The organism is Bacillus cereus group sp. MYBK108-1 (assembly GCF_051917185.1).
Classification (GTDB): domain Bacteria; phylum Bacillota; class Bacilli; order Bacillales; family Bacillaceae_G; genus Bacillus_A; species Bacillus_A cereus.
In genome coordinates, this window is the sequence record NZ_JBQAHZ010000030.1 from 43,225 (window position 1) to 58,539 (window position 15,315).

Sequence of the window (15,315 nt, forward strand, 5' to 3'; positions counted from 1 at the left end):
TTTATTTACCAATTTCGTGACGTTTACGATATACCTCATACATTAACAAACTTGCGGCTACTGAAGCATTTAAGGATGTAACTTTACCAACCATCGGTAAAGTGATTAAGAAATCACACTTTTCACCAATAATACGACTCATACCTTTTCCTTCACTACCAATTACTAACCCAATCGGCATTGTACCATCTAAATTACGGTAATCCGTTTTCCCTTTGGCATCTGTACCAGCAATCCAAAGTCCACGCTCTTTTAATTCATCAATTGTACGAGATAAGTTTGTTACGCGTGCAACAGGAATGTATTCAATCGCTCCTGTTGATGCTTTCGCAACTGATGCTGTAAGTCCCACAGCTCTTCTCTTCGGAATAATAATTCCATGAGCTCCTGTTGCATCAGCAGTACGCATAATAGAACCTAGGTTATGCGGATCTTCAATCTCATCTAAAATCAAGAAGAATGGATCTTCATTACGTTTTTCTGCCACTTTGAATAAATCTTCTAACTCTGCATACTGATATGCAGCTACTTGAGCAATTACACCTTGATGATTACCCTCAACTAATTGATCTAACTTTTTCTTTGGTGCATGTTGTAAAATAATCTTATTTTCTTTCGCTAACGCTAGTACAATTTGTACTTGTCCTTTGGCAGCACCTTCTGCGATCCAAATTTTATTAATATCTCTCCCTGATCTTAACGCTTCAATTACAGGGTTACGTCCGATAATATATTCACTAGTCATGATGATGTGCCCCCTTCCTTTTCTTCTAAAACTGCAATTGCCTTATATACAATTTCGTCTAATCTTTCACGATTATTTAATAAATGATGATAACCAATTAGCGCTTCAAAGGCTGTACTATGTCGATATGTTTGTACATCCGTATTTTTCGGAACTGTACCTGAATTTGCATTACGCCCTCTTCTTAATACCGCCTCTTCTTCCTCTGTCAAAAATGCCGTCTCTAATAAATGATAAACAACTTTCGCCTGTGCTTTTGCTGAAACAAAGCTCGTCCCTAAGCGGTGTAATTGATTAGGGCGAACTTTTCCTTTTTGAAGGAGGTGATAGCGGATATATTGTTCATATACCGCATCACCCATATACGCTAACGCCAAGCTGTTTAATTGCTTTGCATCGATCATCCTTATCCTCTTTTCCATCTTGTACCTTGAGCAGTATCTTCTAAAATAATATTACGTTCTTTTAAATCGTCACGAATTTGATCAGACAATGCAAAATCACGATTTTTACGAGCTTCAATGCGCTTTTGGATAAGCTCTTCAATTTCTTCATCCAGTAATTCTTCTTTTGATAATTCTAATCCCAAAATATCAAATAACGTTTCCAGTTGTTTTACGTATGCTTCAATCACAACTTTAGATGTATGCTCTTCAAGTAAATATTGATTTGCATGATTTGCTACGTTGTATAATTCGGTAATTGCATTTGCAGTGTTAAAGTCATCATTCATTGCCTCTTCAAATGCAGTCTGGAATTTCTCTATTTCAGCTAACCATTTCTCATTATGGTCCGTTAAATCCGTACTACTCTCCATACGATGCTTTAAGTTTCCATAAGCTGTTTTAATTCTTTCCAGTCCATTATTCGTACTTTGTAATAACTCTTCACTAAAGTTAATCGGGTGACGATAGTGTACTGATAACATAAAGAATCTAATTAACTGCGGGTCGTATTGCTTAATAATATCGTGAACTAAAATAAAGTTACCAAGCGATTTAGACATCTTCTCATTGTTAATATTAATATATCCATTATGCATCCAGTAACGTGCAAACGTTTTTCCAGTCAATGCCTCTGACTGCGCAATTTCATTTTCATGATGTGGGAAAGCCAAGTCTTGACCACCAGCATGAATGTCAATTGTATCCCCTAAGTACTTACGCGCCATTGCTGAGCATTCAATATGCCATCCTGGACGTCCTTGCCCCCAAGGGCTTTCCCAGAAGATTTCTCCTTCTTTCGCAGCTTTCCATAAAGCAAAATCAAGAGGGTCTTGTTTCTTTTCCCCTACCTCAATACGAGCACCGTGACGTAAATCTGCGATTGGTTGATGTGATAATTTACCGTAACCTTCGAATTCCTTCGTCTTAAAGTACACATCACCCTCTGATTCATATGCATACCCTTTATTCACAAGTTCTTGAATAAATTCAATAATGATATCCATATTTTCTGTTACACGAGGATGAACTGTTGCGTGTTTGCAACCTAGTGCTGTTACATCTTCAAAGTACGCTTCAACAAAACGATCAGCAATTGTCGGTACATCTTCACCTAATTCATTTGCCGCTTTAATTAATTTATCATCTACATCCGTAAAGTTAGATACATATTGCACATCGTATCCTTTGTATTCTAAATAACGACGCACTGTATCGAATACCATAGGAGGCCTTGCATTCCCAATATGAATGTAGTTATAAACTGTAGGTCCGCATACATACATCTTTACCTTATTTTCTTCTAATGGAACAAACTCTTCTTTTTGACGTGTTAACGTATTATAAATGTGAATAGTCATTTTTATCCTTCCTTTCTACCTTTAATTCCAATTGTTTCTTCAATTTATCAAGTTCTACTTCCATAGCCTTTAATTTATCAAAAATCGGATCCGGAAGGTCAGAGTGATTTAATTCTTGACCAATCTTTACTCCATTTTGAATAACGACACGGCCAGGTATACCTACAACTGTAGAATGTGCAGGAACTTCTTTTAATACGACAGACCCTGCTCCGATTTTAGAATTCTCTCCCACAGTAATAGAACCAAGAACTTTAGCACCCGTCGCAATTAATACATTATCCTGAATTGTTGGATGCCTCTTTCCTTTTTCTTTTCCTGTACCACCTAATGTAACCCCTTGATAAATCGTTACATTATCACCAATTTCACAAGTTTCTCCGATTACAACTCCCATTCCATGATCTATGAAAAAACGTCGACCAATTGTTGCTCCTGGATGGATCTCAATACCAGTAAAAAAGCGGCTCACTTGTGAAACAAAACGTGCAAGAAAGAAAAAATTTCTTTTATAAAAAGCATGTGCAATTCGATGGGCCCAAACTGCATGTAATCCAGAGTAAGTTAAAATGACTTCGAAATAACCTCTTGCCGCTGGATCCTGTTCAAAAACGACTTCAATATCTTCCCGAAGCCTCTTAAACATCGGTGTTCCCTCCCCTTTATGGGCTGCTTTTTTGTCGAGCGAACTAACTCCCCTAACTCATCACTTCTCCCCTAATTCTTTATATAAGGAGATAAATTCTATATTCATACCTATTTACACGGTATAAAAAAAAGGCGTCTCTGTCATATTGACAGAGACGCCTTTTAAGCGCGGTTCCACTCTGTTTAGGCTTAAAAAAGCCTCAAACTCATCCATGATAACGGTGTAAACCGCTTCTGCTTACTTTGCGGCCTAAGACATCCCACGAAGCAATTCGCTGTTCAGCAGAAGACTCGAAGGGGCATTTCAAAAATCCGCTTATAAACCACTCCCAGCCTAAAGGTGGTTCTCTCTGTAAAAAGCCTGATTTTCTACTTCTCCTTCTCGTCGCTTTTCCTTATTAGGTTTTAGGTATACTTATTATATTTCTAAACCTAGAAAATGTTAACCAATTACTTTTTGAAGACGATTTAAAACTTTTTCTTTTCCAAGAAGTGCAATAGCATTCGGAAGCTCTGGACCATGCGTTTGTCCTGTAGTTGCAACACGGATTGGCATAAATAAATTTTTACCTTTATGTCCTGTTTCCTTTTGAACTGCTTTAATCGCTGCCTTAATTGCTGCTGGCTCCATTGCTTCTAGAGCTTCTATTTGACCAGCAAATGCACGAAGTACTTCAGGTACTTGTTCACCATTTAATACTTCTTGTCCTTCTTCTTCATAATCAACATGATCTTTAAAGAACATTTCAGAAAGCTCTACAATTTCAGCTCCAAAACTCATTTGTTCATGGTATAAAGCAATTACATCACGAATCCAAGCTTGGTCTTGTTCGCTTAAAGTTTCTCCCACACGTCCAGCTTTCACTAAATGCGGTAAGCTTAACTCTACAACCGTATCTAAATCTTGCTTTTTCATATACTGGTTGTTCATCCATTTTAGTTTTTGAGAATCAAATAATGCAGGTGATTTTGATAAACGAGCTGCATCGAACATTTTGATAAACTCATCTTTAGAGAAGATTTCTTCTTCTCCTACCGGAGACCAACCTAGTAGTGCAATAAAGTTAAAGATTGCTTCTGGAAGATACCCAAGCTCTTTATATTGCTCAATAAATTGAATAATAGATTCATCACGCTTACTTAACTTTTTACGACTTTCATTAACAATTAGAGTCATATGACCGAATTGTGGAATATCCCAGCCGAAAGCTTCATAAATCATCATTTGTTTCGGTGTATTTGAAATATGATCATCACCACGAAGTACATGTGTAATTTCCATTAGATGATCATCTACTGCTACTGCAAAGTTATAAGTTGGAATTCCATCCTTTTTCACAATAACAAAATCACCGAAATCATTTGAATGGAACGCAACTTCATCTTTTACAATATCTTTGAATGTGTAGTCACGATCAGCTGGTACACGGAAACGAATACTTGGAATACGTCCCTCAGCTTCAAATTCTTTCACTTGTTCTTCAGTTAATTCACGGTGGTTACCTGCGTAACGAGGTGTTTCACCGCGAGCGATTTGTCCTTCACGCTCTGCTTCTAGCTCTTCTTCTGTCATATAACATTTATAAGCTAGACCACGCTCTAATAAATCTTCATATAATTTTTTATAAATATCTAAACGCTCTGTTTGGCGATATGGTCCAAATTCACCACCAACATCAACACCTTCATCCCAGTCCATACCGAGCCATTTCAAGTATTTTAATTGGCTTTCTTCTCCACCAGCCACGTTACGTTTTACATCAGTATCTTCAATACGAATAATAAATTTGCCATCTAAATGACGAGCAAATAAATAATTAAATAATGCCGTACGCGCATTTCCGATATGTAAGTGTCCTGTTGGACTTGGCGCGTAGCGCACTCTCACTTGCTTTTCCATAATTGGTACACCTTCCATTCTTAATGTCAACACATTCTATAATTGTACACCAAAAAAATGTGATTATCCATCTTACGAATTAAAAACCATTATTTTTTCTGTAATAAAACAACCGCTTGAGAAGCAATCCCTTCTTCTCTACCTGTAAATCCTAATTTTTCTGTTGTTGTTGCCTTTACATTAATGTTATCGATAGACGTTTCTAACAGTTCACTAATGCGCTTACGCATACTCTCAATATGTGGTGCCATTTTTGGTTTTTGAGCAATAATTGTACAATCTAAATTTCCTAACTCGTAACCTTGTTCACGCACAAATTCCCAAACTTTTTGTAACAATACAGCTGAATCTGCATCTTTAAAAGCTGGGTCTGTATCAGGAAAATGCTTTCCGATATCTCCTGCTGCAATCGCACCTAAACATGCATCAGCAATCGTATGTAATAATACATCTGCATCTGAATGGCCGATTAATCCTTTCTCGTGTGGAATTGTAATTCCACCGATAATCAACGGGCGCCCTTCCGCAAATTCATGTACATCAAAACCTTGTCCAATTCGAAACATCCTTACTTCCTCCTTAAGCTAAACTACTGAGCTTTATGACTCTATATTATATCGCTATCCTTATAAAGAAAAGCCCGGCTGTTGCCGAGCTTTTCTTTATTAACACGTCATCAATGTTATTTCTTTTGAACACGTAGGAAACTTTCAGCAATTAATAGATCTTCCGGAGTCGTCACTTTAATATTATAGTAACTCCCCTCTACTACACCTACTTGCTTCCCAACACGTTCTACGAGACTTGCATCATCTGTGCCAAGAAAACAACTTTGCTTTGCGCTTCTATGAGCTTCTAGCAAAAGAGAAACAGAGAATCCTTGCGGTGTTTGTACAGCGTTAAGTTGAGATCGCTCTACCGTTTCTACAACAACACCCTGCTCTACTTTCTTAACAGTATCTTTTACTGGCACTGCACAAATGGAAGCTCCATATTTTTCTGCTGCAGTTAATACATCGCGAATCACTTTATTCGTTACGAACGGGCGCGCCCCGTCATGCACAAGAACATATTCGACACCACTCGCATACTGAAGTGCGTTATAGACGCTATCTTGTCTTTCGGCTCCACCCTGAATGAATTGTACGTGCTTTTCAATCTGGTACTTCTGCATTAACTCTTCAAAATACGGGCGTTCTTCTTCGTTAATTGCCATAATAATACTTTTGCACGCTTTATCTTTTTCAAAAGCACGCAATGTGTGCACAATAATTGGTACTTCATCTATAAGTAAAAATAACTTATTTTTACCAGCACCCATTCGTTTTCCTTGGCCCGCTGCCGGAATAATTAATGTATACATATTAATAATCCTCTACTTATAATGCTTTTTCTAGCAATTTACGTTTTGCGAAAATCATACGACCAGCCGATGTTTGTAATACGCTAGTAACAAGTACGTCAAGTTGTGAACCCACATACTCTCTACCATCTTCTACTACAATCATCGTACCATCATCTAAGTATGCAACACCTTGATTTTGTTCTTTACCATCTTTCACAACATAAACACTTAATTCTTCACCAGGGAGTACGACTGGTTTAATCGCATTAGCTAAATCATTAATGTTTAACACCGTAACCCCTTGTAATTCAGAAACTTTGTTTAAATTGAAATCGTTTGTTACTACAGTTCCACCAGTGATTTTTGCCAACTTTACAAGCTTGCTATCTACTTCTTGGATATCATCGAAATCGCCTTCATAAATTTCTACCGGAATTGGCATCTCCTTTTGAATACGATTTAAAATGTCTAGCCCTCTGCGGCCACGATTACGCTTTAAAGCATCTGAAGAATCGGCAATATGCTGAAGCTCTTCTAATACGAATTGCGGAATGACAATTGTTCCTTCTAAAAACTTTGTTTGGCAAATATCTGCAATACGTCCGTCAATAATTACACTCGTATCGAGAATTTTCCAATGAGTCGTAGATTTTTCTGCTTCGACCTCTATCTCTTCATTCTCACTATTGTTTTTCTTCTTACCTCCGCGTTGGGGTAATGTAAATAATCCTAGCAATTCATTCCTCTTTTTAAATCCTACTTGGAATCCTAAATATCCAAGTAAAAGGGTGAAGAACACTTGCAACACCGTACTAATAACTGGAATTGTAAATTCACGAATTGGTATCAAAATTAAATATGCAACAATAAGACCAGAGATTAATCCTAATGTACCAAATAAAACATCTGCTACAGGCGCCTTTACAAGAGCCTCTTCAATATGCTTAATAAGTTGAACAATATAATCTACAAGCCAAAATGTTGTTAAAAATAAAATAATTGCACCAATAATTGCACGAACATACGATCCTTCCAACAAAGGAACCGCACCGATATCTAATACATTAATAATTTTGGGGATTAAGTAAATCCCTAACGCTCCCCCGATCACTAAAAAGAAGAGCTGTACAATCCGTTTTAACATCCAACCACCTCCTACTCATTATTAACCATTGTTTCGCTAATCAAAACGCCGAATGCAAAAGCGGACGTGTTTTTTTGTAAATAGTTTTATTTACCAATATATCATATCATATACCAAAAATGTTCTAGTGTCGTTATATTATAGAATCAATGTAATATTCTTAATTGTGTCTACTCATATAGAGATGCTCTTGAATTCTTTTTAGACCTTCTCGTATTTTCTTCGCTCTCACTTCTCCAATTCCTTCCACATCATCCAATTCATTAATAGTTGCTCGGCAAACACCTTGCAATGTTTTAAATCGATTAATTAAATTCTCGATAATAAGTGGCGGAACACGAGAAATCTTGCTTGTGATTCGGTACCCTCTAGGTGTCACACTTTCTTCTAAACTTGTTTGTCCTGGATAGCCAAGTAATTTAACTAAATCACTATCCTCTAAAAGTTGTGTATTTGCAAGATCTTGTAACTTTTTCAAGATTTGATGATGGTCTTGTGTTTTCTCCTGGTGATAATCTTTAATTAACAATGCTGCCTCTGCCTCTAAATCAGCTAGTAATTCTGTAAGCTGTAAACGAATTAACCTACCTTCTGTTCCTAACTCATGAATATAGCTCAATATTTCATTTTTAATACGCAGCACCATTTCAACACTATGTAAAACGTGAACCACCTCGGACATTGTAACGACCTCTTCAAATTCTAGAATACCCAAATTCGTAATGCCGTCATTCCATACAGCCTTATATTTTTCTAGCGTTTGAATTGCTTGATTTGCCTTCGTTAAAATGACACCTATATCTTTTAATGTATAACGTAAGTTCCCTTGATATAGCGTAATTACATTACGTCTTTGTGAAATGGCCACAACAAGGCTGCCCGTCTGCTTTGCTACACGCTCTGCTGTTCGGTGACGCATACCTGTTTCAATAGAATCAATAGATGAATCTGGAACTAACTGTGCGTTTGCAATTAAAATTTTACTTCCAGTTTCATTTAAAATAAGTGCTCCATCCATTTTTGCTAATTCATATAAACTAGCAGGAGAGAATGCGCAATTAATATGAAAACCACCATCAACAATGCTTTTAATCTGCTCATTATACCCAAGAACAATTAGTCCCCCCGTTTGTGCGCGAAGTACATTATCTATCCCTTCGCGCAGTGGTGTTCCTGGGGCCACGAGCTGTAAAATGTTAATCATACTTTTGACACGTTGCTTATTTTCTTCCATAGCCTAGCCTCCTAATGTCAAACGAAGCGCTTCTCCCAAATTAGAAACACCTACAACCTCAATCCCCTCTGGAATTGTCCATCCCCCTAAATTTTTTCTAGGAATGATAGCACGTTGAAATCCTAATTTAGCTGCTTCTTGTACACGTTGTTCAATTCTTGATACTCTTCTTATTTCTCCAGTTAATCCAACTTCTCCTATTACCGCATCAGTTGGTGCCGTAGATTTATTTCTAAAACTTGAAGCTATACTTAAGGCGACAGCTAAATCAATTGCCGGTTCGTCTAATTTCAAACCACCAGCTACTTTTAAATACGCATCTTGATTTTGTAATAGTAAACCTGTTCTTTTCTCTAGTACCGCCATAATAAGCGAGACACGATTATGATCAATTCCTGTCGCCATTCTTCGAGGATTTCCAAAACTAGTAGGGGAAATTAATGCCTGTATTTCTACTAAAACTGGTCTTGTTCCTTCCATTGAGGCAACTACTGTTGAACCTGCAACTCCAACTGGTCTTTCCTCAAGGAAAATTTCAGAAGGATTTAAGACTTCTGCAAGGCCAAGTTCTTTCATTTCAAAGATACCCATTTCATTCGTAGAACCAAAACGATTCTTTACAGCTCGTAAAATACGATATGTATGGTGTCGATCTCCTTCAAAGTAAAGAACTGCATCGACCATATGTTCTAGCATACGCGGTCCCGCAATTGCACCTTCTTTTGTCACATGTCCTACGATGAAAATTGGGATTCCCTTTGTTTTTGCAAGTTTCATTAATTCTGCTGTACATTCACGTACTTGCGCCACACTACCAGGAGCTGATGTCACCTCAGGTAAATGTATCGTTTGAATAGAATCAATAACAACAAAAGCAGGATTCATCTCTTCAATATGTGCTGCAATACGCTGTAAATCTGTCTCTGATACAACAAATAGATTACTACCATTTACATGTAAACGATCTGCACGAAGCTTAATCTGCTTTGCTGACTCCTCACCTGATATATACAATACATCATATGAAGCATCTGCTAATTGCGAGGAAATCTGTAATAATAACGTTGATTTTCCAATCCCAGGGTCCCCACCAATAAGTACTAAAGATCCATCTACAATTCCGCCACCTAGTACACGGTTAAACTCTTGAAATTTTGTTTCAATACGTGCCTCAGACTTTGTTTCTACTTCTGTAAGACGTCTTGGTTTTGTTACTTCTGTTTGAATTGCATTTGCATAATTTAGGCGTCTGGATGATACAACGGGTTCCATCTCTTCAACAAGCGAATTCCATTGACCACACCCTGGACATTTACCCATATATTTTGGTGATTGATAACCACACTCTTGACATGTGAATTTTGTTTTCTTTTTAGCCATATCTTTTTATATTTCACTTCGCTTTCATCTATAAACATTTGACCTTCTCGTACAAGAAAGAGGGCTATCTCGTAGCCCTCTTAGTTTGTCTATACTTATTTTACCTTTTCAGCACTATGAATGACAAATGTTTCCCCTTCTACATCAAAGATAACTTTTTGACCTTTCTCAATAGCACCTTTTAAAAGTTCTTCCGATAGTCTATCTTCTACATGCTTCTGAATTGCTCTACGTAGTGGACGAGCACCATATTCACGATCAAACCCTTTATCAGCAATAGCTGCAATCGCTCCTTCTGTTAAGTGCAATTCAATTTCTTGTTCTTTTAAGCGATTCACTAACTGATTTACCATAAGAGTCACAATTTCTTGAATATGTTTTTTCTCAAGCATATGGAATACGATAATTTCATCAATACGGTTTAAGAATTCTGGACGAAATGCCTTTTTCAGCTCATCCATTACTTTACCTTTCATATCCGAATAATCACGGCTTTCATCTTGTACGTTAAATCCAAGATGTTTGTTACGTTTTAACGCCTCAGCACCAACGTTAGACGTCATAATAACAATCGTATTACGGAAATCAACTGTACGTCCTTTAGAATCAGTTAAACGACCATCTTCCAATACCTGTAGTAGAATATTAAATACATCAGGATGTGCCTTCTCTACTTCATCTAATAGGACAACTGAATAAGGCTTACGACGAACCTTCTCTGTTAATTGTCCGCCTTCTTCATACCCAACATATCCTGGAGGAGAACCAACTAAGCGAGAAGTTGAATGTTTCTCCATATACTCAGACATATCAATGCGAATCATTGCATCCTCATCACCGAACATAGATTCTGCCAATGCTCTTGCTAATTCTGTTTTACCTACACCTGTTGGCCCTAAGAAAATAAATGAACCAATTGGACGTTTCGGATCTTTCAATCCTGCTCTTGCACGACGAACAGCTTTCGCTACAGCCACTACAGCTTCATCCTGACCGATGACACGATCATGAAGAATGGATTCTAAGTTTAATAATTTATCAGTCTCTGTTTGTGCAAGTTTAGAAACAGGGATACGTGTCCATGTAGAAACGACATTTGCAATATCTTCTACCGTAACCTCTGAATTTTCTTTTCCTTGTTGTTCTTTCCACTGACGTTTTGTATCTTCCAATTTCTCACGTAAGCGTTGTTCCATATCACGTAAGGAAGCAGCCTTTTCAAACTCTTGACTTTGTACAGCCGCATCTTTTTCTTTTCGAATTTCCTCAAGCTTCACTTCAAGCTCTTTTAAGTTTGGTGGTGTTGTATAAGAACGCAAGCGAACTTTTGAAGCAGCTTCATCAATTAAATCAATTGCTTTATCTGGTAAGAAACGATCCGTAATATAACGATCTGAAAGTTTTACAGCTGCATCAATTGCATCATCTGTAATAGACACACGGTGATGCGCCTCATAACGATCGCGTAACCCTTTCAAGATTTGAGTTGATTCTTCTAGACTCGGCTCATCAACATGAATTGGCTGGAAACGTCTCTCTAAAGCTGCATCCTTTTCAATATATTTACGATACTCATCTAAAGTTGTCGCACCAATACATTGTAATTCTCCGCGTGCTAAAGATGGTTTTAAAATATTCGATGCATCGATTGCACCTTCTGCTCCACCTGCACCGATTAATGTATGAAGTTCATCAATAAATAGAATAATATTCCCTGCTTGACGTATTTCATCCATTACTTTCTTTAAACGATCTTCAAACTCACCACGATATTTCGTCCCAGCTACCACTGTTCCCATATCTAGTGTCATAACACGCTTATCTCTTAACGTTTCAGGAACTTCATTATTTACGATTTGCTGTGCTAACCCTTCAGCAATTGCTGTTTTACCTACACCAGGCTCTCCAATTAACACTGGATTGTTTTTTGTTCTACGGCTTAACACTTCAATTACACGTTGAATTTCTTTACTACGTCCAATAACAGGATCCAAACGATTCTCACGTGCAACAACTGTTAAGTCGCGCGCTAAACTGTCTAGTGTCGGTGTATTTGCATTTGTCGATGAACCACCTTGGTGACCTGAACTTGCTTCGTTACTTCCAAGAAGTTGTAACACTTGTTGTCTTGCTTTGTTGAGGCTTACACCTAAATTATTTAATACACGTGCCGCTACACCTTCACCTTCACGGATTAAGCCAAGTAAAATATGTTCTGTTCCAACGTAAGAATGTCCTAGCTTACGCGCTTCATCCATAGACAATTCAATAACTTTTTTAGCACGAGGTGTATAATGTACAGTTTGAGAAGCTTCTGTTCCACGTCCAATTAACGCTTCTACCTCTTTTTGCACTTTCTCCGGGCTCAATCCAAGAGCAATTAACGCTTTTGCTGCAATTCCTTCACCTTCGCGTACAAGCCCAAGTAATATATGTTCTGTTCCAATGTTATTATGCCCAATGCGAATTGCTTCCTCTTGAGATAAAGCTAATACTTTCTGTGCTCTTTCTGTAAATCTTCCAAACATCATAGAAATCGCCTCCTACTTGCGCTTAGTTTTTTTCAATACGTAATCGCTCACGGATTAAGGTTGCTCTTCGATAATCTCTTTCTTCTGGTCCTAAAGGTCCTCCTGCATATTGTTGTAAAATACCAGGTTGCGTAAGAACCATTAGCTCAGTCAAAATATTTCTCGATATACCTTTTATATATCCTAGATCAATACCGAGTCGTACATCCGATAAGCAAGTTGCCGCTTCTGCAGATTGAATTAAACGACTGTTTGCTAGTATACCGTAAGAACGATAAACCTTATCTTCAAGCTCAATGCTCGAATTTTGTACAATTAATTCTCTGGCCAATTTTTCTTGTTGTATAATTTGCTGCATGACACTCTTTAAATCTGCAATAATATCTTCTTCGGATTTCCCTAACGTCATTTGATTTGACACTTGAAATATATTACCTAACGCTTCGCTACCTTCACCGTATATTCCTCTTACTACTAAACCTAATTTTTGAATTACTTGTATAATACGGCTAATTCTTTTTGTTAAAACCAGCCCTGGTAAATGAATCATTACAGAAGCTCTTAATCCTGTACCAACGTTAGTAGGACAACTCGTAATATATCCAAGTGATTCATCAAAAGCATATTCAACCTCTTTCTCAACCCAATTATCTATTTGATTGGCGCTTTGAAGCGCCTTTGATAACTGTAGTCCTGGAAATAGGCACTGAATCCTAATGTGGTCTTCCTCATTAAGCATCACACTAATGTGTTCGCTTTCTGATAACAGACATGCTCCATATTCGGTCCCTGCTAGATTTGGACTAATTAAATGCTTTTCGACTAAAACTCTCCTTTGAAGAGGAGTTAGTTCATTCATTTTTAATAGCCCAAACTTCCCAAAGGGCTCTACCGCTTTATTTATAAATTTCTTTTTAAATAATTCTTGAACCTTTTGAGCTTCCTCTTCGTTTTGCATAGTAGAAAATTGATATTGCTTAAAGTTACGAGCCAAACGAATTCGACTACTTAAAACAATATCAGAATCAGGGCCATCCCCCTTCATCCATGGACTAATCGCTTCATTCATAATTTTGTCCAGTGACATAGAACTACTCCCCCTCTCTATGCTCACTAAGCTGAGTTTCAAGCCCTCGAATTTCATCTCTTACCTCAGCAGCTTTCTCAAACTCCTCATTCTGTACATATTGTTTCAGAATAAGTTTTAGTTCATCTAATTCTTTCTTTAAGTGGATATTTCCTTCCATTCGTTCCGGAATTTTTCCACAATGTTCTGTATGTCCACCATGAAGTCGCTTTAACAATGGGTTTAAGTGTCCTTTAAATGTATCGTAACAAGAAGCACAACCAAAGCGTCCCACTTTTGTAAAATGTTCATATGTCATCTTACAATCTGGACATCTTACTGTATTTGTATTTGAAAACCCGTTTTTTCCTTCTCCAAACATTGTTGATTCACCGTGTAATAAACCAGCAAATACATCATGAAATGAAAAGTTAGACTGTGATGATTGAAAGAAAGACGTATAGCCACTTTGCTCCGCACATTGCTCACAAAGATGAACTTCCGCCTTCTTCTCGTTGATTACTTTTGTATAATGTAAAGTTGCTGGTCTTATATTACAGTTTTGACAAGTCATCAATATCCCCACCTTTACAACAGGAACGATCTACCTCATGATACTTTTCATACATTACTAGATTGTCCTCTTTCCTTAATCCACTCAGATAAAAGTACATGCTCTTTTTCAAAACTTCTACAATATTTAACTGCCCTATCTTAATTATCATTCTTTTACAAAAGCTGTATTTATTTATATTTCAGTGTTCTTAACATTGCGCATAATATTCGAGCCCTAAGTTCATCTCGAGAAGGAATATCCATTGATAATACAGAACGATCTAGTACACTTAACATTAATTTTGCTTCACGGCCTGTTATGATTCCCTCTTCTAATAAACGTATAATCATACTCTCTGCATTCCCTTGTGCAACGCTATGATCAATCATATGAAGCATTTGATCAATAATGTCTATATCATCATGCAGTTTGACTTTTATAATGCGAATGTAACCTCCTCCACCACGTTTACTTTCTACTACAAATCCTCTTTCTAATGTAAAACGGGTATTGATTACATAATTGATTTGAGATGGTACGCACTCGAATCGATCCGCAATCTCATTTCTTTTGATTTCAATCACATTATTATTACTTAAGTCAATAACTTGCTTTAGATATTGCTCAATGATATCAGATATATTTCTCATTTATCCGCCACCTTTATTGACTTTGACTATCTTTGACTTTAATTATATACGTATTAATAAAATTTGCAACTCTTTTGCTTATTCACTATCCTAGCCACATTCCCCTGCATTTAATCAAAATAGTAATTATTTAAGCATATTTTTTTAATTACTATGGATTATAAAAGAAAACACGAAAAAACACGAGTCATTTGACTCGTGTTTAGTTGCTTGGCGACGTCCTACTCTCACAGGGACAAGGTCCCAACTACCATCGGCGCTAGAGAGCTTAACTTCCGTGTTCGGTATGGGAACGGGTGTGACCTCTCTGCC

The 15,315-nt window shown here is 37.3% G+C and carries 14 protein-coding genes, 1 rRNA gene and 1 other annotated feature; all 15 genes read right to left on the reverse strand.

Translation table 11 applies throughout. The features are described from left to right. Position 1: 1 nt before the first annotated feature. The gene (gene rlmB / locus ACTFSL_RS27030) at positions 2-745 is read right to left on the reverse strand and encodes a 23S rRNA (guanosine(2251)-2'-O)-methyltransferase RlmB (protein ID WP_000200237.1); all 744 of its coding nucleotides are present in this window, start codon (positions 743-745) and stop codon (positions 2-4) included. Further along, positions 742-1,149, reverse strand: a complete 408-nt coding sequence (locus ACTFSL_RS27035; RefSeq protein ID WP_000564261.1) for a Mini-ribonuclease 3 — start codon at positions 1,147-1,149, stop codon at positions 742-744. Before ACTFSL_RS27035 ends, rlmB begins: the two co-directional genes overlap by 4 nt. 2 nt (positions 1,150-1,151) lie before the next feature. Next, positions 1,152-2,549, reverse strand: coding sequence for a cysteine--tRNA ligase (gene cysS / locus ACTFSL_RS27040; protein ID WP_000152276.1), 1,398 nt, complete (start codon positions 2,547-2,549; stop codon positions 1,152-1,154). After that, complete coding sequence (gene cysE / locus ACTFSL_RS27045; RefSeq protein WP_000476497.1) at positions 2,530-3,195, reverse strand: serine O-acetyltransferase; 666 nt, start codon at positions 3,193-3,195, stop codon at positions 2,530-2,532. The genes cysS and cysE overlap by 20 nt, the downstream gene beginning before the upstream one ends. A gap of 150 nt (positions 3,196-3,345) precedes the next feature. After that, positions 3,346-3,592: a binding site (T-box leader), on the reverse strand. A 47-nt stretch (positions 3,593-3,639) separates the two neighbouring features. Beyond that, positions 3,640-5,097 (reverse strand): glutamate--tRNA ligase, encoded by a 1,458-nt coding sequence (gene gltX / locus ACTFSL_RS27050; protein WP_000415143.1) that lies wholly within the window; start codon positions 5,095-5,097, stop codon positions 3,640-3,642. An 89-nt stretch (positions 5,098-5,186) separates the two neighbouring features. After that, entirely contained in the window at positions 5,187-5,663 is a 477-nt protein-coding gene (ispF, locus tag ACTFSL_RS27055) for a 2-C-methyl-D-erythritol 2,4-cyclodiphosphate synthase (RefSeq protein WP_000488386.1), read from the reverse strand. A gap of 116 nt (positions 5,664-5,779) precedes the next feature. Then, positions 5,780-6,460, reverse strand: a complete 681-nt coding sequence (gene ispD / locus ACTFSL_RS27060) for a 2-C-methyl-D-erythritol 4-phosphate cytidylyltransferase (RefSeq protein WP_000288284.1) — start codon at positions 6,458-6,460, stop codon at positions 5,780-5,782. 16 nt (positions 6,461-6,476) lie between these two features. Then, positions 6,477-7,586 carry a PIN/TRAM domain-containing protein gene (locus ACTFSL_RS27065; protein WP_340881869.1) on the reverse strand — a complete coding sequence of 370 codons (1,110 nt, stop codon included), beginning with the start codon at positions 7,584-7,586 and terminating at the stop codon, positions 6,477-6,479. 160 nt (positions 7,587-7,746) lie between these two features. Further along, entirely contained in the window at positions 7,747-8,820 is a 1,074-nt protein-coding gene (gene disA, locus ACTFSL_RS27070; protein WP_000392163.1) for a DNA integrity scanning diadenylate cyclase DisA, read from the reverse strand. Between the two features lie 3 nt (positions 8,821-8,823). After that, positions 8,824-10,200: a DNA repair protein RadA gene (radA, locus tag ACTFSL_RS27075; RefSeq protein ID WP_440042681.1), complete on the reverse strand. Its 1,377-nt coding sequence runs from the start codon at positions 10,198-10,200 to the stop codon at positions 8,824-8,826. 95 nt (positions 10,201-10,295) lie between these two features. After that, positions 10,296-12,731 carry an ATP-dependent protease ATP-binding subunit ClpC gene (clpC, locus tag ACTFSL_RS27080; RefSeq protein ID WP_000971183.1) on the reverse strand — a complete coding sequence of 812 codons (2,436 nt, stop codon included), beginning with the start codon at positions 12,729-12,731 and terminating at the stop codon, positions 10,296-10,298. A gap of 22 nt (positions 12,732-12,753) precedes the next feature. Next, positions 12,754-13,818, reverse strand: coding sequence for a protein arginine kinase (locus tag ACTFSL_RS27085; RefSeq protein WP_440042683.1), 1,065 nt, complete (start codon positions 13,816-13,818; stop codon positions 12,754-12,756). Positions 13,819-13,822: 4 nt separating this feature from the next. Then, positions 13,823-14,371, reverse strand: a complete 549-nt coding sequence (locus ACTFSL_RS27090; protein WP_000128399.1) for a UvrB/UvrC motif-containing protein — start codon at positions 14,369-14,371, stop codon at positions 13,823-13,825. Between the two features lie 170 nt (positions 14,372-14,541). Next, complete coding sequence (gene ctsR / locus ACTFSL_RS27095; protein WP_001244565.1) at positions 14,542-15,003, reverse strand: transcriptional regulator CtsR; 462 nt, start codon at positions 15,001-15,003, stop codon at positions 14,542-14,544. Positions 15,004-15,211: 208 nt separating this feature from the next. Continuing rightward, a 5S ribosomal RNA gene (gene rrf, locus ACTFSL_RS27100) occupies positions 15,212-15,315 on the reverse strand; the annotation flags it as partial.

What these genes read in the sequence shown, in the direction of transcription:
- rlmB (WP_000200237.1), bottom strand. Translation starts at nt 745, where the DNA reads ATGACTAGTGAATATATTATCGGACGTAACCCTGTAATTGAAGCGTTA.
- ACTFSL_RS27035 (WP_000564261.1), bottom strand. Translation starts at nt 1,149, where the DNA reads ATGATCGATGCAAAGCAATTAAACAGCTTGGCGTTAGCGTATATGGGT.
- cysS (WP_000152276.1), bottom strand. Translation starts at nt 2,549, where the DNA reads ATGACTATTCACATTTATAATACGTTAACACGTCAAAAAGAAGAGTTT.
- cysE (WP_000476497.1), bottom strand. Translation starts at nt 3,195, where the DNA reads ATGTTTAAGAGGCTTCGGGAAGATATTGAAGTCGTTTTTGAACAGGAT.
- gltX (WP_000415143.1), bottom strand. Translation starts at nt 5,097, where the DNA reads ATGGAAAAGCAAGTGAGAGTGCGCTACGCGCCAAGTCCAACAGGACAC.
- ispF (WP_000488386.1), bottom strand. Translation starts at nt 5,663, where the DNA reads ATGTTTCGAATTGGACAAGGTTTTGATGTACATGAATTTGCGGAAGGG.
- ispD (WP_000288284.1), bottom strand. Translation starts at nt 6,460, where the DNA reads ATGTATACATTAATTATTCCGGCAGCGGGCCAAGGAAAACGAATGGGT.
- ACTFSL_RS27065 (WP_340881869.1), bottom strand. Translation starts at nt 7,586, where the DNA reads ATGTTAAAACGGATTGTACAGCTCTTCTTTTTAGTGATCGGGGGAGCG.
- disA (WP_000392163.1), bottom strand. Translation starts at nt 8,820, where the DNA reads ATGGAAGAAAATAAGCAACGTGTCAAAAGTATGATTAACATTTTACAG.
- radA (WP_440042681.1), bottom strand. Translation starts at nt 10,200, where the DNA reads ATGGCTAAAAAGAAAACAAAATTCACATGTCAAGAGTGTGGTTATCAA.
- clpC (WP_000971183.1), bottom strand. Translation starts at nt 12,731, where the DNA reads ATGATGTTTGGAAGATTTACAGAAAGAGCACAGAAAGTATTAGCTTTA.
- ACTFSL_RS27085 (WP_440042683.1), bottom strand. Translation starts at nt 13,818, where the DNA reads ATGTCACTGGACAAAATTATGAATGAAGCGATTAGTCCATGGATGAAG.
- ACTFSL_RS27090 (WP_000128399.1), bottom strand. Translation starts at nt 14,371, where the DNA reads ATGACTTGTCAAAACTGTAATATAAGACCAGCAACTTTACATTATACA.
- ctsR (WP_001244565.1), bottom strand. Translation starts at nt 15,003, where the DNA reads ATGAGAAATATATCTGATATCATTGAGCAATATCTAAAGCAAGTTATT.